A 21,058-nucleotide genomic window follows, 5' to 3' on the forward strand; every position below is an offset into this window, starting at 1 on the left:
ATTTGATATAGCGTGAATCCCATGCACACAGACATCATCGAACTGCGCTCTTTTTACGATACGACGCTGGGTCATCTGACTGAGCGCTCCATCCGCATGGCGCTGGCAGCGCTCTGGGGACGTGTGCCGGGAGAGCGCCTTGTCGGCCTTGGCTATAGTCTGCCTTATCTCGACCGTTTCAGCGCGGACACCGAACGCAGCTTTGCTTTCATGCCAGCGGGTCAGGGCGCAATTGCATGGCCAAACCCGGAAAAATCGGCGACCGCGCTGGTTTTTGATGAAGAGCTGCCTTTGCCGGATTCCTCCATTGATCGCATCTTGATGGTTCATGCGCTGGAATATTCGGAAAATGCCGCTGAATCGCTCAAAGAAATGTGGCGCGTGCTCGCCCCCAATGGCAGGCTGGTGATCGTTGTTCCCAACCGGCGCGGCGTATGGGCACGTCTGGACCGCACCCCATTTGGCAGCGGTCGGCCTTACAGCCGCACCCAGCTTATAACCTTGCTGCGTGAAGCCAATTTCAGCGTCAACACGATCAGCAATGCGTTGCATTTTCCACCTGTCAAACGCCGCTGGATGATGCGCCCATGCATGGCGGTTGAAGGATTGGGACGCAAGTTCTGGCCGCTTTTTGCAGGCGTCCTGGTCGTGGAGGCACAAAAGCGGCTTTATCAAGGGCTGCCTGTTGCACAACGTTCATCGCGCCGCGTCTTTGTGCCGGTTCTGGCGCCACAGGGAACACCGGTCAGTGGCATGAGAAAAACCACGACGCAAGAACCCCAAAAATAGCGTTGCACGCTTTGACAGCAAGGTTTTTCTCGACTTGAACGCTGCGGCGGTTTATGCCCGCTGCGTAACCTTAACATCAGTCCTTTTGGCGGAGCCAAAATCATGACCAATATGCAAAACCTCTCCCGTCCCCAGCCTAAAGCCGGTCTGCTCGACATTGCAGCCTATGTGCCAGGCAAGGAACATGTTGAAGGCGTAGCAAAGGTCTATAAGCTCTCCTCCAACGAGACCCCGATCGGTCCCAGCCCTCATGCGGTTGACGCCTATCGATATTGGGCCGATCATCTGGCGATATATCCCGACGGACAGGCACTTGTGCTGCGCGAAGCCATTGCTGAATCGCAGGGCCTGAACATCGGCAATATCATGTGTGGCAATGGCTCAGATGAGTTGCTCGGCCTTCTCTGCCAGACCTATCTGGCACCGGGTGATGAAGCCATCATCACCCAGCATGGCTTTGCCGTTTATAAAATCCAGACGCTTGGCGCAGGCGCAACGCCTGTGACGGTGAAAGAAAAAGACGAGCGTCTTGATGTCGATGCGATCCTCGCTGGCGTTACAGAGCACACAAAAATGGTCTTCATCGCCAATCCTGCCAACCCGACCGGCACCTATCTGCCGTTTGAGGAAGTGCGCCGCCTGCATGCCGGCCTGCCGAAACATGTCGTGCTGGTTCTTGATGGAGCCTATGCCGAATATGTGCGCCGCAACGATTATGAATCCGGCCTTGCACTGGTATCGTCAAACGAAAACGTCGTCATGACGCGCACCTTTTCGAAGATCCACGGCCTGCCGGGCCTGCGGATTGGCTGGATGTATGCGCCCTTGCACATCATTGATGCGGTCAATCGTATCCGTGGCCCCTTCAACATGAATTCGGCAGCCATTGCTGCGGGTGCAGCAGCAATCCGCGATCGCGCTCATGTGGAAAAATCGGCCGAATTCAACGAAAAATGGCGGTCATGGCTGGTTGAAGAATTCACAAAGCTTGGTCTTCGTGTCACCCCGTCAGTGACCAACTTTCTGCTGGTCCATTTCCCGGACGATGCCGAACATTCGGCGGACAAGGCAGATGCGTATCTTTCGAAGCGCGGTTACATCCTGCGACGCGTTGGCAGCTACGGCTTTCCCAATGCATTGCGCATGAGCATCGGCACGGAAGAGGCCAATCGCGGCGTTATAGCCGCTCTCACTGAGTTTTTAAAATAGAGCAATGTCTACAACCCATTTTGAGAAAATCGCGCTTATTGGCATCGGCCTTATTGGCTCGTCGCTGGCGCGCATCATCCGTCGTGAGGGACTGGCCAATCATATCGCCATTGCCACACGCAGTGCCGAAACACTCAAACGCGCCGAGGAGCTAAACCTCGGTGACAGCTACTTTACTGACAGTGCGGCAGCCGTCAAAGACGCTGATCTTGTGATCATCTCGGTGCCGGTGGGGTCGTCCGGCACCGTTGCAAAACAGATTTCAGCACATCTGAAGCCCGGTGCCATTGTCACCGACGTCGGCTCGACAAAGGCATCGGTAATTGCGCAGATGCAGCCGGAATTGCCCGGCAACGTCCACTTCATTCCGGGCCACCCGCTGGCCGGAACGGAATATTCGGGGCCCGATGCGGGTTTTGCAGAGCTGTTCACCAATCGCTGGTGCATTCTCACGCCCCTGCCTGACACGGACCAAACGGCCATCGATAAGCTTTCCGCCTTCTGGACGGCCTGCGGCTCGCGCCTTGACCAGATGGACCCGCAGCACCACGATCTGGTGCTGGCCATCGTCTCGCACCTGCCGCATATCATCGCCTATAACATCGTTGGCACAGCCAGCGATCTGGAACAGGTCACAAAATCGGAAGTCATCAAATATTCAGCTTCCGGTTTCCGTGATTTCACACGTCTGGCGTCATCCGATCCGACCATGTGGCGCGATGTCTGCCTGCATAACAAGGATGCAATCCTTGAAATGCTGGCGCGCTTTTCGGAAGATCTTGCATCGCTGCAACGCTCGATCCGCTGGGGCGATGGCGACGCACTCTTCGACCTCTTCACGCGCACGCGTGCTATTCGTCGCAGCATCATCGATGCAGGTCAGGAAGTCGACGCGCCAAACTTCGGCCGTCAGGCAGCGAACCCGCCAAAAGGCTAAGGCTACAGACTGGGCAACCGGCCAAGCGGAATAAATCCGGCACTGGCTTTTCCCTTGCGAACGGCAATCTCGATAACGGGATTGCCGTTTTCGTCTTTCGGCATGGCAGAAAGAGCAAACAGAACAGTCGCGATATTGCCGCCCTGCTCCGGGAAAACCGTCTGTCCAGCCTGCGCAAAGGATTGGGGATTGATCATCGTAACCTTAAGGTCCGCATCAATCTCCCCTTCCATATCGATCGAAAACGGTCCTGAAACCGAAAGCATGGCACCATTGGGCATCGATAAGAATGCCTGATTGATCAAGCCGCTATGGCCGCGCATGCGCTCATTGAACGGCGACGGGCTGGGAGCCAGGAATGTTGCGGCATTGGCAACTTCCATATCGACCAGACCATCAATTTCGGGGCTTTTGGCATTGCCAATAACGGATGGCTCAAGCTTCAGCGCCGCAAAACGTCCATTGATCTTAAGCTGGTCATCTTCGCTGCTCATGCGGAAATTCATCTGCTCAAGCTTGCTGATCTGTTCCGTTTTCGTGGTTTCGGTTCGCAAGCCGACCTGCACATCGCGCGCATTCAACTCAATCTCGGTCGGGAAGGGTCGTTCAAGACGCGTGTTGGAGGTGAATGTATTCCAGTTGACTTCAAGCGGCTTGATACCGGGAAACTCGACAAAGGCCGGACCAGTCAGCGCATTGCTGAGCGAATACGGCGCATAGACCGGTGAACCGGACGTAAAGCGACCGGCACGCAATGACATGCCTTCAGAGGGCTTCTGCCATGAGACGCTGGAGCAAATCACATTCACGCGCAACGGATAGCCGCCCATATGCAGATCTTCGCACTGCACGCCGACACCCTGCGAAGCAAGCTTGGCCATATCGGCCTTGGCGCGCGCTTCAATCTTGCCTGCCACATAGAACCAGCCTGCCGTATAGGCAGCAACCAGCACAAGGACGATAACCGCAATCGTGATTGGGCGCTTTCTGGATTTCTTGTATTCAATTCCAGCATGCACCATCGAAAAAGCCCCGTTTCATCATAAGTATCAGACGTATCGGAACACGTCACCAATACGCATAAACGATTATATCTGTTTCTGTTCCCGCCAAGTGGTGTTCATATTATGGCAGGAATGAGTCATGCAAAGTTTCGCCGAATAAAAAAGAGTTATATCCTGAGAATCCCGATAAAAACTCGCCATAATAGAACATATATTGATGTCCATCATGACAATGCAGACCGACGAACAACGAATGAACGATTTCTGGGTATTTGGTTACGGCTCATTGATGTGGAGGCCGGGCTTTGCGCATGTCGAAACCATGCGTGCACGCCTGCATGGCTATCGTCGCAGCCTGTGCATCTATTCACACGTCCATCGCGGAACACCAGACCATCCCGGCCTTGTGCTGGGACTGGATGCAGGAGGGTCGTGCCTTGGCATCGCTTTCCGTGTTCCGGGCGATATGACGGAGGAGGTTATGGTTTATTTGCGCGAACGCGAAATGTCGAACAACGTCTATCATGAAAAATGGCTTGGCCTGCGCCTTGCTGATGGTCGCGACGTGAAAGCCGTAACCTATGTTGCAGACCGCCGTCATACCCAATATGCGGGATCACTCACAGCGCAGGATGCGGCAGCAATCGTCGCCACGGCGCGTGGCGAATCCGGCGCCAATGTCGATTATGTTGCAAACACGCTCGAACACCTGCGCAATATGCGTGTACGCGATCAGGCGCTGGAGCATGTGACAGACCTTGTGCGCCAAAACATTGAAAACCATAAGCGTGATGAGCGCTGATTGTTATTTTCTACGACAAGTTCAGATTTCGAAGGAGCAAGCCATAGTCCCGGACTGAAAATTTGAACTGAACGATGCCTCAACCCTTGTTCTCGCCCAATGCAACCGCTACATCTCGGCAGGCTTTCAAGGAGACTATTTTTATGATCGCATTTTTTCGCACCATTGATTTGGCGCTCGATATCTACACGTGGATCATCATCGCAAGCGCCGTTTTCTCATGGCTCTATGCGTTCAACGTGGTCAATTCTTCCAATCGGTTTGTCGCATCCATCGGTGAATTTCTTTACAAAGTCACCGAACCGGTTCTGCGCCCAATCCGCAATATCCTGCCCAATCTCGGTGGCATCGATATTTCACCGGTCGTGCTTTTGCTGATTATCTTCTTCATCCGCCAGTTTATGTGGACAACGCTGCTTCCGGCCCTTCTGTAAGAGGCCGACAACGTACCCAGCCAACAAAAACGCCCGGACTTTCATCCGGGCGTTTTTGTTTAAAACATATAAGAGGGATTACTTGCCCTTGGCGCGTTCAATCGCTTCAACGATGAACTTGCGTGCATAATCTTCATCACCCCAGTCACCGATCTTCACCCACTTGCCAGGTTCCAGATCCTTATAGTGCTCGAAGAAATGCGCGATCTGCTTGAGCGTGATTTCCGGAAGATCGGAGTAATCATGCACCTTTGCATAACGCTGCGTGAGGTTTGGCGAAGGAACGGCAATAATCTTCTCGTCCTTGCCGGAATTGTCTTCCATGACCAGAACGCCGATTGGGCGAACATTGATCACGCAACCAGGGATCAAGGGACGGGTATTGCAAACCAGAACGTCGATCGGGTCGCCATCTTCCGAAAGCGTGTGCGGCACGAAGCCGTAATTGCCCGGATAGGTCATAGGCGTATAGAGGAAACGGTCCACAATCAGGGCGCCAGCCTTCTTGTCCATCTCGTACTTGATCGGCTGTCCGCCGACCGGCACTTCGATGATCACGTTGACGTCTTCTGGCGGATTGTTGCCGATGGAGATAGCATCAATATTCATGATGGGTCCTTTCGTGTCGCGCTCTGATAACGGGTTTCATGATTGCGTGCAAGAAAAACGAAAGTTCAACAAAACGCGGCGAATTGTCATTCTCGTCAGACGAAACAGAGCGGATGGGGATGATTGGGTTGTTGTGAGGATTATTCACCAAGCTCTTTAAGCCGCTGAACGGCTGTCGGTGGCATCGGCGGAGCATTTGCGTCACGGCTTGCTGCGACCAGAAGGTCATCGCAGGCGTTTTCCGTCGTCTCGATCAATCGACGCAGGAATTCTTCTTTCTCAAGCCCTGCCGGGATCAGCGGCAGGACGCGACAACGAATGGTTCCCGGAAAACGCAGGAATTTACGGCGCGGCCAATAAAGCCCGGCATTATGCGCAATCGGCAGAACCGGAAGGTTGAGCGCTTCATAAAGATGCACAATGCCGTATTTGTATTGCGGCGGCGCACCGGGCGAGCGACGCGTCCCTTCAGGATAGATAAGAATCTGGCGGCCCTCAGCGATCGCCTTCTGAGCCCCCTTGGTGATGGAATGCAGCGCTTTCACGCGTGATCCGCGGTCAACGGGGATCATCTCCATCTTGGCAACATACCAGCCAAACAGCGGTATGCGCATAAGCTCACGCTTGAGAATGAGCACCGGATCGTCAAGCTGCGGCAAAAAAGCATACGTATCCCACGCCGACTGATGCTTGGGCGCTACAATATAAGCGCCGTGCGGAATATTCTCGAGGCCTTCGATGACATAATCGGTGCCAGCGATATATTTCTGCAGCCACAGATTGACCCGTGCCCAAAGTTTGGGAACGATCCACGCCTTCTTGCGTGGGAGCAAAAAATAGAACGGCGTATAAAGGATCATCTGCAGCAAAGTGCAGATGTAAAACACCAGATTGAATAAGACGGAGCGCAGATAGAGAAGCATCGTATCGGCGAGAACCTTTAGAGCATGTCCAGCAAAAGTGCGTAGCGGTTTTGCGAGGAGAATGCGTAAAAACAAAAAGCTTTCCCATGAAAGCTGCAGAAACCGATATATCAGGAAGTTTTGGATTTTCCATCAGGAAATCCCGCGACACAATGTTCAATTCTGTATCAGCCAAACAGCTTATCCAAGATCTTCGCTCCACCCACACGCATGGCTGCTCCGAGATATTTCACATATTCAATGAACAGAACCCGCAGCGTGTCGCCCTCGGCAACCCAGCTATGGGGGCGACTTTCGGTATTGACGACCGGATAAGGAACAAATTCCACATCCTGCATACGATAGGACATTTCAAGAATGCTGCGCGGGATATGGTAATTATTAGTGACCACGATGACGCGATGATAATTGTTGTTGCGAATCCAGCGCTCGCTCTGCGTTGCATTGCCCACCGTGTTGAGTGCGGACCGGTCGAGATCAACACAGCAATCAAACAGGCTCTGGTCGAATTGCGTGGCACGCTGCAAGGATTTTTCAGTGGTCGATGGATGCACACCGCTGATCAGCAAGCGCCTGCCCTGCTTTTCTTTGAGAAGGTCAAGCGCTGCCTTTATGCGTGACTGACCACCTGTCAAAACCACAATGGCATCAGCCGATTCTGCTATCACCGGCGATTGCATGCTGGTGACTTTCTCACTGAAGGCAACAAAGCCGATCAGGAAGGCAACAAGAGCCAGAAAAAGAACAATGGAAACCGGCTGAAGTCGTCGAAATACACGCATCAGGACTGACCACAAAAATTTACCCACCACAGGCGCAAGAGCCGGTGGTGCATCCGTTGTATGGCTGCGGCGCCACACCACAACACTCGTTGCCGAATCACGGGCAACAGCGCCGGAATGGCTTTTCGCGTCTCTGCCTGCCTCTGCATCTGTACTTTCTGGATACCCTGCCAATGCCGTCTTCTGAAAGTCGCGTGTATTTCGCTTGTTATCATAACCATCATTGCGGCGATAACTCGGAAACTTACCGGAAATTCGCATCTTCCGGCCGCTACTGGCAAAAAAGACAGTCATTCGGCACGCACCCCCGGACCGTCCATCGTGGCAAGCTGACGAACAACCGTCAAACGACTGGTCAGCATGGTCAGCACACTCACCAGAAGGATGATCGCACCCACGCCAATATAGCCATCGCGGCCAATGGCGAAATTGCCAAACATCGCCGCTGCCTGATCACCGGCAGGTGTCGCTATCTGCCGGGATGCCCACCATGAAAACACAAGGAAAACCAGCATCGCGGCCATTCCGCCAAACAGCGCGCCTTTCAGGGCTGTGCGGAAAAAATGCCATTCAAACTCACGCGCAACGAATTTCGATTCGGCACCGATGAAATGCAGAACTTCGATAATATGCCCATTGCCGGACATGGCACCGCGGGTTGCAAAGATAACCGTCAGCACTGTCGCCGCAATCACCAGCGACAACACACCGGTCCCGATCAGCACTGTGGTGTTGGCCATCGAAACCAGCCTGTCGACCCATGTGCGATGATCGTCAAAACTCGCACTTGGAATGGCGCGGGTGATTTCCGCCCGCATGGTTTCAAAATCCGGTGGTGAATTTTCGTCAATCGTCACGACAACCAGACGCGGCACTGGCAATTCATCGATATTGAGTCCGCTGCCAAGCCAGGGCTCAAGCAGACGCGCCGTCGCATCCTTGTCGATGATGCCCGTGCTTTTCACCCCGGCAAAACCGCGTGCGATGGTGCTTGCATCCTGAAGCGCCTTTTCCATATCAAGACCATCGACTGGGCGGATCTGAATGGTCGCCTCCCGCGCAATCTGGCTTTGCCATTGCGCAGCCGACGCGCGCACCAGCGTGACACCGCCAAGGGTGAGACAGGCAAGGAAGGTCATGATCGCAATCACCGCAACCAGCGCCGTGCCAGTTACGCTTCCATCGGGCACAATGGGGCTTGGCCCCTGACGCTTTCTGCGTTTACCGATGCGCACCAGCAGCATATCCTTGAGATCCTCAAAGCGTATGCGCACATCATCCATCATTTTGCGGAAAGCATTTGGGCGGTTTCTGCCAGCATCAGTCATAAATATCGAGCCGCCCATGTTCGAGAATCATGCGCCGCGCATTGACCTGTTCCATCAGGGAAAGATCATGCGTTGCGATGATGACCGCAGTTCCGGAGCGGTTAAGCTCGGTGAAAAGCCGCAACAAACGCTTGGCGAGCGGCGGATCAACATTGCCGGTCGGCTCATCCGCCAGCAGCAGTTCCGGCTGATCAATCAGCGCACGTGCAATCGCTGCACGCTGTTTTTCACCACCCGAAAGAACAGGCGGCAGCACGTTCATCCGGTCACCAAGCCCGACCCAGTGCAGAAGTTCTTCCACCTCATGACGATAGGTCGCTTCCTCCTTGCCGCGCACACGCAACGGCAGCGCAACATTCTCATAGGTTGTCATATGGTCGAGAAGACGGAAATCCTGAAATACAATTCCGATGCGTCGACGAAGAAGAGGCACCTGCTTATGATCAAGACGCGCAACATCCTTGCCAAAAATATTGATAAGCCCGCGCGTTGGTTTCAGCGCCATGAACAGCAGGCGCAGCAAAGAGGTCTTGCCGGCACCCGAAGGTCCGGTCAGAAACTGGAAGGAACGCGGCGGAATATGGAAACTGACATCCTTGAGGATCTCTGGCCCCATGCCATATCTCAGGCCGACATTCTCGAAACGTATCACCGCTGTGCTTCTCTAAATTGTCCGCATACTGATAAGGCTGCGGATGAAATCGATATCAGAATGACCTTTAACCTCCATGGTTAATGTGAGGTTAATTTGAAGTGAATTCGGGCAGAATCATCTATAAAAATTGCGCGCGCATTGTGTTTTTATAATGCAGAACATTCAGGCAAATATGCGGACAGGCGCAACAGAACATGATGCGCCAAAGCCTGCATCGGCTTTAAGCACATCCCAACGCGTCAAATCTGCAAAAAGACTTATTCCCAGCAGCCGAGATGGCGACCTTTAAGATTATGGGCATCGATGTCCGTTGCAAGACGAGCATCTTCGCGCAGAAGGACCATGGCCGTTCGCTGCTTGAGATCGATCCGCTGCCAACCGGCACATTCTGTCGGCATGGCAGGCCTGCTGTCGATCCGAACGGTTTCAGACCATGCCGAGGCGGCACAACCTGACACAACCGCACCCACAGCAACAACCATCACGGATTGTAGAATCAATCTGCATGTTCGTGCCTCAGATTGAATATTCAAGGCTGGCAACTCCCTCTAATGCCCACGAAACACCCGCTTTGCAAAATACATTTTCATCGCAATCAGCTGCATGAAAATCACTTATAGCGTGTGTACACGCACCCCCGCAATATGCAACACACGCGATCACAGCCCTTAAATTAAGGCCGTAAAATGGCCAATTTAAGGGTTGTTCAGGGCTATTTTTCACGATTTACGCTATTAACAGCGATTTCTAATATAAATGAAATTCAGTCCGTAACTTACTATCGCCCCTTCAATATAAACGGACGCTAATAAACTATAATAAAAACATAACACATTTTATGTACCAAAAAATTTGGATATATATTTATAGATATGAATCACATTGGCATTTATCACTGCAACAACACAGGGGCTTCCATGTTGAACAAACTGTCTGCGGAATTTTTTGGAACATTCTGGCTCGTCTTCGGCGGTTGCGGCAGCGCAATCTTCGCGGCAGCCTATCCCGAACTCGGCATTGGCTTTGCGGGCGTCGCTCTTGCATTCGGTCTCACCGTGCTGACAATGGCTTATGCTGTGGGGGGCATTTCCGGCGGCCACTTCAATCCGGCCGTATCGCTCGGCCTTATGGTCGCAGGGCGCTTTCCGGCCAAAGACCTCATCCCATACTGGATCGCACAGATTTTGGGCGGCGTGGTTGCGGCAACCATTCTCTACCTGATCGCAACCGGCAAAAGCGGTTTCACGGTCGGTGGCTTTGCATCCAATGGTTATGGCGAACTTTCACCCGGCGGCTACAGCCTCACATCGGCACTGATTGCCGAGACCGTTTTGACGGCATTTTTCCTGATCGTCATTCTGGGTTCGACGTCTTCATCAGCCCCATCGGGATTTGCGCCGATTGCCATCGGTCTGTCTTTGACGCTGATCCATCTTGTGTCGATCCCGATCAGCAATACGTCGGTTAATCCGGCCCGTTCGTCAGCCGCAGCGCTGTTTGCTGAAACCGGCGCAATCAATCAGCTCTGGCTGTTTTGGGTCGCACCGCTGATTGGCGCAGCCATCGGTGCAATCATCTGGAAAGGCCTGCTCGGCAAGGACTGATCAGTCCCCTGACAAATCTGTCCCGAAAACCAGCCTTTTCGGGACAGATATCAGAGCAGTTTCCGGCAAATGCGCAAAGTGCGGAGCAATCCGCGCACGAAAACGTTGTATCAGGCCTGAGGCGCAGCTTTGTTTCCAGCCTGAACCTGCGCTTCAATCTGGTCGCGATCCTCGGCCTTGATGCCGATAAGCTCCGCCACACGCCACATCACATCCACCTCAACTTCGCTGGCAACACCATCCGCATAGACGATGTTCCACATCAGCGCGATGAAATCGAGACGCGCCTGATAGTCGAGATGGCGTTTGAGAACAGAGGTGAAATCCGACAGGCTGATTGATTCCTGATCGGCTTCTTCGGCAGCACGAATGAGCTGTTTGAGTGCATCGCCCTTCAAGCCATATTTCTGCGAAAGCATGGTCGAAAGCTTGGCGCGCTCCACTTCACGCGCATCCCCATCCGCATCCATGATGTGAAACATCAGTGCAGCGGCAGCCAGTCTTGGATCATCCTCGGAAAATTTCTCGCCGCGCTCTCGCAAACCATTGCCCGGCAACTCTTTTAAAAAATCCAGCAGACGATCGAACATTCACCCTCACTACAGGAACAGTTTCGACAAAATAGCGCATCCCGAAAAACGCGAAACGCTCTTTAGAAGCATTGAAACTAGCGAGATGGTTACAAGGCACAAGACGTCAAAGCGCCTTGGCTGCGTTTCAGCAGCGCAAGGCGGTACAAGCGTGGTGTTTAAGCAACAATATTGGGGTCAGAAGAGGCGCAAACCATTGTTCTGGCTCTTCTGAGCGGCCTTGTTTTCATCCACACCGGGATCGTCAACAACAATATGACCGGGGCGTTTCTTGTTGTCATCTTCGATGTCGGGGTCAGCAAGATCCAGAACGGCTGGCTTCTCAACCTGCTTAATTTCAGGCTTAACCGGCTCCGGCTTTATCTTCACCGGTTCCGCATCCGGCACAACAACTTCCGCCTCAACCACATCTTCGAATTTCGGCTTTAGCGCATGTTTCTCAACCGGAACGATTGCCTTGCTTTCTGGGCTGCTGTCAGCAACAGCCTCAGCGATTTCCGGCTTTTCCACTTCAATCACCGGCGAAAGCTGCTCGACTGGCACTTTCCATTCAAAGCTATTCAGGCGACCTGTGAGCGGAGACACCGGTGACCATTGCTCAGACACATAGCCGTCTGCCGTCCACGCCGGATCACGCGGCGCTTTAACCGCCTGCGCAAGCCACTGCCGCACCTTGCCCTGATCGCCCGTTTCAGCCTCTTCAATATCTGCAAGCAACAGATAAGCGCTTTCGCGCGGCGCGCCGCGCAAGACCTGTTCGGCATTCTCACGCGCCAAGCGATACTCACCCGCCTCATAGGCGGCACGTGCCAGCGCAAGGCTGCCCTCCGCGTTGTTGGAGCGTAGCGCCACCAGATGCTTTGCCCGTTTCAGGCGATCCTGAACCGTGTCGCCGGCCCGGCCATAAACATAAGTCGAAGCAATATCGGGATGCGGCGAACGCTTCCATGCCGCTTCGAGAATTTTAGAGCCCTTGCGCACTTCGCCATCGGCAAACAGCGCACGCGCTGCAACAACCGCCGCAGGCACCAGATCAGGAGCCAGCTTGTTGGCTTCAAGTGCATTCGCCTTGGCTTGCGCATGGTCGACATCGATACTCGCCATGGCCTTTGCCGTGAGAAGCGCTGCACGCTCCTTTTTCACCACGTCTTTTCCATGCGCCAATGCCTGCTTGCGCGCATCAACGAGTTTCAAGGCACCATCCCAATCGCCATCCGAGCAAAGCTGCCCCATAACAGCAGACGATGCCCACTCAAGCTGCGGCGCTTCTTTGACGGCTTCCGCCGCATAATGACGAGCGGCCTCACGCGCACCGACACGTTGCGCTTCGATATAAAGGCCCCGCAAGCCCAAAAGCTTGGTTTCCGGGTCCTCAATCATCGCTTCAAAGCCCTTGCGGGCGTCATCCGTGCGCCCTTCCAGCATGGCCGTCTGGGCTTCAAGAAGCTTGATCAGCGGTTCCTGATCGGAATTGAGCAGCTTCGCTGCTTGCTTCGTCATGCGGCGCGCAGCTTCCGCATCCCCGGCGCCAGCGGCGATCAGCCCGGTCGAAAGCGACTGATAACCCCGATCACGGGTGCGCGCACGAAAATGCCGGCGCAGTGTGTAGGGTGACTGGATAATGCTTTTGATCAGCCACCAAAGGATTAAAATTGCAGCAACAAGTGCCACAACACCGGCAGCAGCGGTAATCAGCGGCACATTGTAATGATTGCCTGCAAAGGTGACATCAAGTTCGCCGGGACGATCCGCAAGCCACGAAAAGCCAAATCCCAGAACAACAACGATAGCGAAGTAAAGAATCACACGCAGCATGGACGCCTCCCTAATTTGGCGCCGGAGCGTCTGTTGCGGTCTTTGGCTTGAGGCTTTCGCTCACAAGACGCTGGATGAGCGCGTCGGCATCACGCCGTGCCTTCATCTGGCCTGCAAATTCTTCCGAAACAGCCTTGGCATCGGCAGGCAACTGCTCCCATTCCGAAACCGCACGCTCAAGATCACCAGCCTGTAGTGCTGCTTCCATACGCGCCGTTATCGGCCCGACACCTGTTCCGCTGACATTACCGGCGACAGGGCGCACACTGACAAGCCCTTTGGCGCTGGCAACCAGCTGATCCCAGATCCCCGCATCGGCAGGCAGCTTGTTTTCCGTGGCGATGATCGTGTTGGCAACAGGCCCAAACCATGCATTGAGATCGGCAATCGTCGGCACGCCTTTGTCGGCAAAAGCCGCCAAATCTTCAACGGATGTGCCCTGCGGAGCAACCGATGTAAAGGTATCAAGCTCGGCCCTGAACGATCCGCCGCGATCAATCGCTGTCTTCAACGCATTGGCTGCAATCAATACCGATGCATCGGGTTGGCGTGCGCTTTCACTCACTTTGTCCTGAAGCGATACAAGCTTTTGTTCAAGGTTCGAAATCGTGCCGCTATTGCCGGAAACACCCGCCGCGGCCTGATCGGCTTGATTCTTCGCGTGACTGAGCTGCTGCTCAAGCGATGCAAGCCGTTCGGTCAAAGCTGAAACATCGGCGGAAACCGCCGTGCTCTCGCCTGCCTTTGGCAAGGCCGCAATCTGCTGCTGAACCTCCGTCAGGCTTCCGGCAACGGCTTCCGCCTTGATCTCAGCCGCTTCGACATTCTTCTGCAAATCGGCAAGCTGAGTTTTGCTTGCAGCATCGAGCGGCGCAGGCACTGGATTGCTGCGCAAATCTGCAATCTGCTGCTCAATATGCGCAAGCTGCTCTGCCGTCACACGCGCGCCCGGCGAAGGCACGACATTGCCCCATTGCAATCCGAGCAATCCGGCCAGCGCAATCACACCACCCGCAACACTCGCCAGAAGATAGGCACCGGTCGATCCGGATTTCTTTTCATTCATAGGCGGCATCGATGCGCCAGAACGGGGCATATCTTTCGATACGTCCGGCTTAACACCTGCGGTAAAGGGCGGCTTTTCCACTTGGGGCCCTGTTTTTGAGGCTTCTGGTTTTGGAGCGCTGCCAGGCTTGGCATCGGCTTTCTGAGAAAAATCCCCGACAGGTTCGGCCTTGGGTGTCGCTTGAGCGGTCTTGTCTTCATCGACGCGTTTAACATCTGACGGATCAAGATTGATCGTCACAGGCTTGGTTGCCGGTTTGGAATGTCGCGGAGTGCCGGATTTCGCCATGGGTCCTCTCGTATTCGCCTATCAGGTGCTTCAGAGCTTATCAGATAAAATCGTCAGATGAAGGAAGGTTGCCCGGAAAAGAGTCAAAGTTTGGAAAACAAACGAAAAATACCACGCTCATCCGGATGATCGGCAACAAGCCGCCTCGCCTGCCATTCCTCTGGCAGCATACGGCCAACACGTTCAGAAATACAGAAAAACCGGGTTTCAGCATCCAACTGCGCATGAAATTGCAACTGACATTTCTGCATTATTTCCACAAAACGCTGTGCAGCAACTGCGGAGTAGAGCAGCACCGCGACAAATGGACCGTCCTTGAAAAGCGCACTGATTTCATTGGCTGAATAATCAATTGCCTCAATATCATAGACATCACAGACCTCCATATTGAGCCCGGCCTCTGAAACCCTGTCCTCAAATATGGGCTGGCGCACACGACCGGCAAGATAAAGAAGTCTGGCACTTTTCGGCAAGCGCCCGGCAAGCGTTGCAGCCAGATGCACCGCATCACCACCGCCTTCGATCACAGTCTGAAAGCCCGCGTCCTGCGCTGCCCTTGCTGTGCCTTCGCCCACCGCAAACAAGGGCAATGCCTTCAACGATTCAAGATATTCGGTGGGAACATGCCGAAAAGCATTGGCGCTCGTCACTGCCAGCGCATCGAAAGCCTCATTCTTGATTGAAAATTCAAGCGCGATGGTCCGGCTTACAGGCAGCAAAACCGGCGAAAAGCCAAGATCAGCAAGCTTTGCCGCCGTCTCTGACGCCGACGGTTCCGGCCGTGTGATCAAAACACGACCACCGGTCACTGCGTTTCGCTTTTGCGCCAATGTTACTCCCAGCCCTCGAAAAACTGTGCGCCTGCTTGCGCACGCACACGCTTGGCGGCATCTGAGCCAAGCTCGGCTGCATCCGAAGCCAAACCTTCTGCCGTGACCTCATGCGCGGCACGGCCATCCGGTGTCAGGATCAAGCCACGGAACGAGACCTTATCCCGCTCAACACGTGCAAGACCGGCAATCGGCGTACGGCATGAGCCATCAAGTGTTGCCAGAAAGGCGCGTTCACAGGCCAGCGCCACATGTGTGTCGTGATGCGCCAAAGGCTTTAGCAGCGCGTCGATTTTCTCATCACCAATGCGGCTTTCAATGCCAATTGCCCCCTGTCCCGGTGCTGGCAGGAAGATTAAAGGGTCCAGCAGATCAGTGATCACGTCGGCGAGATCAAGGCGCTTCAAACCGGCACAGGCCAGGAATGTGCCGTCCACTTCGCCCTCTTCAAGCTTACGCAGACGTGTCTGGACATTGCCGCGAAACATCACCACCTGAAGGTCAGGACGCAGGCGTTTGATCATTGCCTGACGGCGCAGCGACGACGAGCCGACGATAGCGCCCTGCGGCAGATCGAGAAACCGTTTTGAGGTGCGGCCAACAAAAGCATCGCGCGGATCTTCGCGCTCAAGAAATGTGGAAAGATGAAGACCTTCCGGCAGAACAGTCGGCATGTCCTTGGTGGAATGCACAGCCAGATCAATGCGACCCTCTTTGAGTGCGGCTTCGATCTCTTCGGTAAAAAGCCCCTTGCCGCCCACCTGCGACAGCGGACGATCCTGAATGCGATCCCCCGCAGTGGACATCGGCACGATTTCGATGGCATCTTCATCAAGACCATGCGCGGCGATCAAACGCGAGCGCGTTTCATAAGCCTGCGCAAGCGCAAGCTTGCTGCCTCTGGTGCCAATCTTCAAGGATGCTGTTTGCATATCGCGCCGTCCATGATACCGGGTTTCTCAAATATTTTAAGTAAGATTACGAGATAGACAGGGTCTAACCGCAAATGCGCATTCTTGGAATAGAGACAAGTTGCGACGAAACAGCCGCCGCCATCGTTGAACGGGACGATAGCGGCAAAGGGCATATTTTGTCCAATGTCGTGCTCAGCCAGATCGCCGAACATGAACCTTATGGTGGCGTGGTGCCCGAAATCGCTGCGCGCGCCCATGTAGAGGCGCTCGACCGGCTGGTCGAACGCGCGCTCAAAGACGCCAATCTCAAGCTTGATGAAGTGGACGCAATCGCTGCGACTGCCGGTCCCGGCCTGATCGGCGGGCTGCTTGTCGGCCTGATGACCGCCAAGGCCATGGCCATGGCTGCAAACAAGCCGTTTTATGCGGTCAATCATCTGGAAGGCCATGCGCTGACTGCGCGACTGACGGATGATCTTCCATTTCCTTATCTGCTACTGCTGGTGTCCGGTGGTCACACGCAGATGGTTCTGGTGCGCGGCCTTGGTGATTATGAACGCCTTGGCACGACCATCGACGATGCACTGGGCGAGGCTTTCGACAAAACTGCCAAGCTGCTCGGCCTGCCCTATCCCGGCGGACCGGCTGTTGAACGCATGGCGTTACAGGGCAACCCCAAGCGTTTTGCGCTGCCAAGACCGCTCAAAGGCGAAGCCCGGCTCGACTTCTCGTTTTCCGGTCTCAAAACCGCTGTGCGCCAGACGGCAACAGAACTTAGCCCCTTGTCCGATCAAGATGTTTCAGACATCTGCGCCTCGTTTCAGGATGCGGTTGCCGATACATTGTCGGATCGGGTGAAGCGGTCGCTGGAGCGTTTTAAGCTGGAGTTCCCGGATTGCGAAACACCATCGCTGATCGTGGCGGGCGGCGTTGCGGCCAACAAGACCTTGCGCGCCTCGCTTGAAAAGCTGTGCGCAAAGCACGGTTTCAGTTTCATTGCCCCCCCACTCAATCTCTGTACCGACAATGCGGCGATGATCGCCTGGGCAGGTGCTGAGCGTGCTGCAACCAAAGGCCCTGATTCGCTCAATCTCGCGCCGCGCTCACGCTGGCCGCTGGATGAAAAATCAGCACCCGTGTTCGGCACCGGACGCCGCGGAGCAAAGGCATGAGTAAGCGCGCAAAAATTGCCGTTCTGGGCGGTGGCGCATGGGGCACGGCATTGGCAAGCATGGCAGCCACAGGCAACCATGACACATGGCTTTATGCCCGTGATGCCAAAACCGTTGACCATATAAACACCCAGCGCCGCAACCCTGCTTATCTTGGCGAGATCGAACTGCCGCACGGTATTCGCGCCAGCACGGATGCGCAGGCTGTGCTTGAAAATGCCGATGCAATCCTCGCCGTCATTCCGGCACAGTCCATGCGCAAAGGTCTTCTGGAATTGAGCCGTCTCATTCCGCAATCGGCGCCCGTCATTTTATGCGCCAAGGGCATTGAGCGCGACACCGGCCGGCTGATGTCAGAAGTGGTGGCCGACGTTCTGCCCGATCATCAAATCGCAGCCCTTTCCGGCCCAAGCTTTGCCACCGATGTGGCGCGCGGCCTGCCAACGGCTGTAACCATTGCGTGCGAAGATGCCGCCATTGCCGATCAATTGGCAGCAACGCTCTCCGGCCCCGCATTCCGCTGTTATTCGACCACCGATCTCAAGGGCGTTGAGATCGGTGGCGCACTGAAAAATGTGCTGGCTCTCGCAGCAGGGGCCGCCATCGGGCGTGGCTATGGTGCGAGTGCTCAGGCAGCACTTGTCACACGCGGCTTTGCCGAACTGCGCCGTGTAGCACTTGCCATGGGCGCAAAGCCTGAAACCATCATGGGCCTCTCCGGCCTTGGCGATCTGATGCTGACCTGTTCGTCATCGCAGTCACGCAATTATTCTTACGGACTGGCTTTGGGACGTAGCGAAGACCTCACCAACCGCCCCCTGGCGGAAGGTGTTGCAACAGCTCCCATCGCAGCCGAACTTTGCAGAAAATATAGTGTTCCAGCCCCGATCATCACGGCGGTTGCAGCCCTTCTTGCAGGAAAAACAACGATTGATGAAGCTGTGACGGCTCTTCTTAACCGACCACTCAAGACCGAGGATTAAACATGCTTTTTGCTCTTCTGTGCAACGACAAGCCTGACCATCTGCAAGTACGCCTTGATACGCGCCCGGCGCATCTCGACTATCTCAAGGGCCTTGGTGATACGCTGAAGTTCGCAGGTCCTTTCCTCGGCGAAGACGGCAAGCCAAATGGCAGCCTCGTCGTGGTTGAAGCAGCCTCAAAGGCAGAAGCCGAAAAGATCGGCGCCAATGACCCTTACGCACTGGCCGGTCTTTTTGCTGATGTGAGCGTGCGCCCGTGGAACTGGGCCATCAACAATCCTGCAAACGCTTGAAGGTAGAATAATGGCTTACTGGCTGTTCAAGTCCGAACCCTTCAAATGGTCATGGGAAATGCAGAAAGCCCGTGGTGAACAAGGCGAGCAGTGGGACGGTGTGCGCAACTATCTCGCACGCAACAACATGCGCGCCATGAAGCTCGGCGACAAAGGCTTTTTTTATCATTCCAACGAAGGTCTGGAAGTGGTCGGCATTGTCGAAGTCTGCGCCCTTTCACATCCTGACAGCACCACGGACGATCCGCGCTGGGATTGTGTGGATATCAAGGCCGTGCGCGACATGCCAAAACCTGTCACGCTCAAGGATGTAAAAGCCAATCCAAAGCTCGAAAAAATGGCGCTCGTCACCTCGATGCGTCTTTCGGTGCAACCAGTGACAGAAGACGAGTGGATTGAAGTCTGCCGTATGGGTGGACTGGATGCCAAAGACATCTAATGCTTGATCCGGCACAAAAAAGCACGCGCGATTTCATACTGGCCAATACCGGCCTGCAAGCGCCACCGCATGTGCCGGAAATCAGCCTCTATCTGGCCGATGAAGCCCACGACCTCTGGCATAAAACCGAGGAAGAACTGGCAACCATCGGCCTGCCGCCGCCCTTCTGGGCTTTTGCATGGGCAGGCGGTCAGGGTGTTGCACGCTATATTCTCGATCATCCGAAGGCAGTTGCAGGCAAAACCGTGCTGGATTTCGCATCCGGCTCGGGTCTCGTCGCCATTAGCGCGATGAAGGCGGGCGCAAAAAGCGTTACCGCATCCGATATTGATCCCTTTGCGCTACCGGCAATCGAAATCAACGCGGCTGCAAACAGCGTTGCCATTACCCCGACACTCACCGACCTGATCGATCGGGATCATGGCTGGGAGGTCGTACTTGCGGGCGATGTGTTCTATGAAAAGCCACTCGCAGATCGTCTGATTCCGTGGTTTTCAAAGCTTGCTGCACGTGGTGCCCGCATCATCGTCGGCGATCCGGGCCGCGCCTATCTTCCCAAACAGCGACTTGAGCAGCTTGCCGTCTATACGGTGCCTGTCACACGCGCGCTTGAAGATGCAGAGGTCAAGCGCACAACCGTCTGGACATTCTTATAGCGCTTGTCGATGTTCCCAAAACCGGTTCCCACTTTTGGGCGACAAGCTTTTATTTAGGCAAACCTCTTCGCGCCAGCCACACACAGCACCACCACACCAGCGGTCATCACCATACCCATGCTCACCGGCTCACCCGCGATGGATGCAGCGAGCATCAGCCCGAAAAATGGCTGCAACAATTGCAGCTGTCCGACAGCCGCAGCACCGCCCTGCGCAAGCCCGCGATACCAGAAGAAAAAGCCGATCAGCATTGAAAATAACGTAACATAGGCAAGTCCACCCCATGCCATTGCGCCGATATGCCCCCATGTTTGAGGACGCATCAGAATACTGAGCGGCAGCATGATCGGCAGCGAAAAGACCAGCGCCCAGCAGATCACCTGCCAGCCGCCGAGCCTGCGTGAAAGGCTTGCGCCTTCGGCATATCCCAGTCCGCAAACGATGATTGCGCCGAGCATCAGCATATCGCCCAGCAATGTGGACTGACTGCCCTGACCGTAGGCATAGGATGCGACGATGACACCGCCAGCAACTGAAAACAGCCAGAACAAAGGACGCGGTCTCTCACCACCGCGCAGCACCGCAAACAAAGCCGTCGAAAGCGGCAGCAGGCCGATAAAGACAATCGCATGCGCTGAGGTCATATGTTGCAGCGCAAGACCGGTCAAAAGCGGGAAGCCCACCACCACACCGAGCGCCACAACAAGCAGGGAAACAATGTCTTGAGAGCGCGGAAATGGCGCACGAAAGGCAAGCAACAGCACAAGGCCAATAAGGCCCGCCATTGATGCTCGCGCCATCGTCAAAAAAGTCGGGTCGATATCGATCACCGCCAGCCGTGTGGCCGGCAGTGACCCGCTGAAAATGAGAACCCCCAGAAAACCGTTAATCCAACCCGCTGTTTTGCTCATTGCGTCTTTTCGACCTTCATCAAAC

At 54.8% G+C, this 21,058-nt stretch carries 24 protein-coding genes; 11 read left to right on the forward strand and 13 right to left on the reverse strand.

Annotation, left to right across the window (positions count from 1 at the left end):
- The first annotated feature begins 21 nt into the window (after positions 1 to 21).
- The 3 genes from OPR82_RS00135 to OPR82_RS00145 all read left to right on the forward strand — a co-directional run bounded on the left by OPR82_RS00135 (position 22) and on the right by OPR82_RS00145 (position 2,935).
- The gene (locus OPR82_RS00135; protein WP_265982325.1) at positions 22 to 789 is read left to right on the forward strand and encodes a class I SAM-dependent methyltransferase; all 768 of its coding nucleotides are present in this window, start codon (positions 22 to 24) and stop codon (positions 787 to 789) included.
- Positions 790 to 891: 102 nt separating this feature from the next.
- Positions 892 to 1,998, forward strand: a complete 1,107-nt coding sequence (gene hisC, locus OPR82_RS00140) for a histidinol-phosphate transaminase (protein WP_265982326.1) — start codon at positions 892 to 894, stop codon at positions 1,996 to 1,998.
- A 4-nt stretch (positions 1,999 to 2,002) separates the two neighbouring features.
- The gene (locus tag OPR82_RS00145; protein WP_265982327.1) at positions 2,003 to 2,935 is read left to right on the forward strand and encodes a prephenate/arogenate dehydrogenase family protein; all 933 of its coding nucleotides are present in this window, start codon (positions 2,003 to 2,005) and stop codon (positions 2,933 to 2,935) included.
- Positions 2,936 to 2,937: 2 nt separating this feature from the next.
- On the opposite strand, the gene OPR82_RS00150 is transcribed toward OPR82_RS00145, so the two are convergent.
- Complete coding sequence (locus OPR82_RS00150; protein WP_265982328.1) at positions 2,938 to 3,957, reverse strand: DUF2125 domain-containing protein; 1,020 nt, start codon at positions 3,955 to 3,957, stop codon at positions 2,938 to 2,940.
- 214 nt (positions 3,958 to 4,171) lie between these two features.
- On the opposite strand from OPR82_RS00150, the gene OPR82_RS00155 reads away from it, so the two are divergent.
- A complete protein-coding gene (locus OPR82_RS00155) occupies positions 4,172 to 4,741 on the forward strand; it encodes a gamma-glutamylcyclotransferase (protein WP_265983795.1) in 570 nt (189 codons plus the stop codon).
- A 143-nt stretch (positions 4,742 to 4,884) separates the two neighbouring features.
- Complete coding sequence (locus OPR82_RS00160; protein ID WP_265982329.1) at positions 4,885 to 5,175, forward strand: YggT family protein; 291 nt, start codon at positions 4,885 to 4,887, stop codon at positions 5,173 to 5,175.
- Positions 5,176 to 5,253: 78 nt separating this feature from the next.
- Here the strand turns inward: OPR82_RS00160 and ppa are convergent, their stop codons facing one another.
- From ppa to OPR82_RS00190, 6 genes are all read right to left on the reverse strand, one after another.
- Positions 5,254 to 5,784, reverse strand: a complete 531-nt coding sequence (gene ppa / locus OPR82_RS00165; RefSeq protein WP_024898574.1) for an inorganic diphosphatase — start codon at positions 5,782 to 5,784, stop codon at positions 5,254 to 5,256.
- Positions 5,785 to 5,924: 140 nt separating this feature from the next.
- Positions 5,925 to 6,707, reverse strand: coding sequence for a lysophospholipid acyltransferase family protein (locus tag OPR82_RS00170; protein ID WP_265983796.1), 783 nt, complete (start codon positions 6,705 to 6,707; stop codon positions 5,925 to 5,927).
- A gap of 167 nt (positions 6,708 to 6,874) precedes the next feature.
- On the reverse strand, positions 6,875 to 7,783 hold the full coding sequence (locus OPR82_RS00175) for a YdcF family protein (RefSeq protein WP_265982330.1): 909 nt from the start codon (positions 7,781 to 7,783) through the stop codon (positions 6,875 to 6,877).
- Entirely contained in the window at positions 7,780 to 8,775 is a 996-nt protein-coding gene (locus tag OPR82_RS00180) for a cell division protein FtsX (RefSeq protein WP_265983797.1), read from the reverse strand. The genes OPR82_RS00175 and OPR82_RS00180 overlap by 4 nt, the downstream gene beginning before the upstream one ends.
- Positions 8,776 to 8,809: 34 nt before the next feature.
- Positions 8,810 to 9,433: a cell division ATP-binding protein FtsE gene (gene ftsE / locus OPR82_RS00185; protein WP_265983798.1), complete on the reverse strand. Its 624-nt coding sequence runs from the start codon at positions 9,431 to 9,433 to the stop codon at positions 8,810 to 8,812.
- Between the two features lie 296 nt (positions 9,434 to 9,729).
- Entirely contained in the window at positions 9,730 to 10,005 is a 276-nt protein-coding gene (locus OPR82_RS00190) for a hypothetical protein (protein ID WP_265982331.1), read from the reverse strand.
- 384 nt (positions 10,006 to 10,389) lie between these two features.
- Here OPR82_RS00190 and aqpZ point away from each other — a divergent pair, with 384 nt between their 5' ends.
- Entirely contained in the window at positions 10,390 to 11,076 is a 687-nt protein-coding gene (gene aqpZ, locus OPR82_RS00195) for an aquaporin Z (protein ID WP_265982332.1), read from the forward strand.
- A 110-nt stretch (positions 11,077 to 11,186) separates the two neighbouring features.
- Here the strand turns inward: aqpZ and OPR82_RS00200 are convergent, their stop codons facing one another.
- The 5 genes from OPR82_RS00200 to hemC form a co-directional block, all read right to left on the reverse strand.
- On the reverse strand, positions 11,187 to 11,666 hold the full coding sequence (locus tag OPR82_RS00200; protein ID WP_265982333.1) for a tellurite resistance TerB family protein: 480 nt from the start codon (positions 11,664 to 11,666) through the stop codon (positions 11,187 to 11,189).
- 177 nt (positions 11,667 to 11,843) lie between these two features.
- Positions 11,844 to 13,481 (reverse strand): heme biosynthesis protein HemY, encoded by a 1,638-nt coding sequence (locus tag OPR82_RS00205; protein ID WP_265982335.1) that lies wholly within the window; start codon positions 13,479 to 13,481, stop codon positions 11,844 to 11,846.
- Between the two features lie 10 nt (positions 13,482 to 13,491).
- A complete protein-coding gene (locus tag OPR82_RS00210; protein WP_265982336.1) occupies positions 13,492 to 14,835 on the reverse strand; it encodes a COG4223 family protein in 1,344 nt (447 codons plus the stop codon).
- 83 nt (positions 14,836 to 14,918) lie between these two features.
- A complete protein-coding gene (locus OPR82_RS00215; protein WP_265982337.1) occupies positions 14,919 to 15,665 on the reverse strand; it encodes a uroporphyrinogen-III synthase in 747 nt (248 codons plus the stop codon).
- Positions 15,666 to 15,667: 2 nt separating this feature from the next.
- Positions 15,668 to 16,597 (reverse strand): hydroxymethylbilane synthase, encoded by a 930-nt coding sequence (gene hemC, locus OPR82_RS00220; protein WP_265982338.1) that lies wholly within the window; start codon positions 16,595 to 16,597, stop codon positions 15,668 to 15,670.
- Positions 16,598 to 16,671: 74 nt separating this feature from the next.
- Between hemC and tsaD the strand changes: the two genes are divergently transcribed.
- The 5 genes from tsaD to OPR82_RS00245 are packed head-to-tail and all read left to right on the forward strand — an operon-like array spanning position 16,672 to position 20,122.
- Positions 16,672 to 17,751 (forward strand): tRNA (adenosine(37)-N6)-threonylcarbamoyltransferase complex transferase subunit TsaD, encoded by a 1,080-nt coding sequence (gene tsaD / locus OPR82_RS00225; RefSeq protein ID WP_265982339.1) that lies wholly within the window; start codon positions 16,672 to 16,674, stop codon positions 17,749 to 17,751.
- On the forward strand, positions 17,748 to 18,734 hold the full coding sequence (locus OPR82_RS00230; protein ID WP_265982340.1) for an NAD(P)H-dependent glycerol-3-phosphate dehydrogenase: 987 nt from the start codon (positions 17,748 to 17,750) through the stop codon (positions 18,732 to 18,734). Before tsaD ends, OPR82_RS00230 begins: the two co-directional genes overlap by 4 nt.
- Before the next feature lie 2 nt (positions 18,735 to 18,736).
- Positions 18,737 to 19,027 carry a YciI-like protein gene (locus OPR82_RS00235; RefSeq protein WP_265982342.1) on the forward strand — a complete coding sequence of 97 codons (291 nt, stop codon included), beginning with the start codon at positions 18,737 to 18,739 and terminating at the stop codon, positions 19,025 to 19,027.
- A gap of 10 nt (positions 19,028 to 19,037) precedes the next feature.
- Positions 19,038 to 19,466 carry an EVE domain-containing protein gene (locus OPR82_RS00240; RefSeq protein ID WP_265982343.1) on the forward strand — a complete coding sequence of 143 codons (429 nt, stop codon included), beginning with the start codon at positions 19,038 to 19,040 and terminating at the stop codon, positions 19,464 to 19,466.
- Positions 19,466 to 20,122, forward strand: coding sequence for a class I SAM-dependent methyltransferase (locus OPR82_RS00245; protein ID WP_265982344.1), 657 nt, complete (start codon positions 19,466 to 19,468; stop codon positions 20,120 to 20,122). Before OPR82_RS00240 ends, OPR82_RS00245 begins: the two co-directional genes overlap by 1 nt.
- A gap of 53 nt (positions 20,123 to 20,175) precedes the next feature.
- Here the strand turns inward: OPR82_RS00245 and OPR82_RS00250 are convergent, their stop codons facing one another.
- Positions 20,176 to 21,033 carry a DMT family transporter gene (locus OPR82_RS00250; protein WP_265982345.1) on the reverse strand — a complete coding sequence of 286 codons (858 nt, stop codon included), beginning with the start codon at positions 21,031 to 21,033 and terminating at the stop codon, positions 20,176 to 20,178.
- Positions 21,034 to 21,058: the final 25 nt, after the last annotated feature.

The organism is Ochrobactrum chromiisoli, from assembly GCF_026241335.1.
GTDB lineage: Bacteria > Pseudomonadota > Alphaproteobacteria > Rhizobiales > Rhizobiaceae > Brucella > Brucella chromiisoli.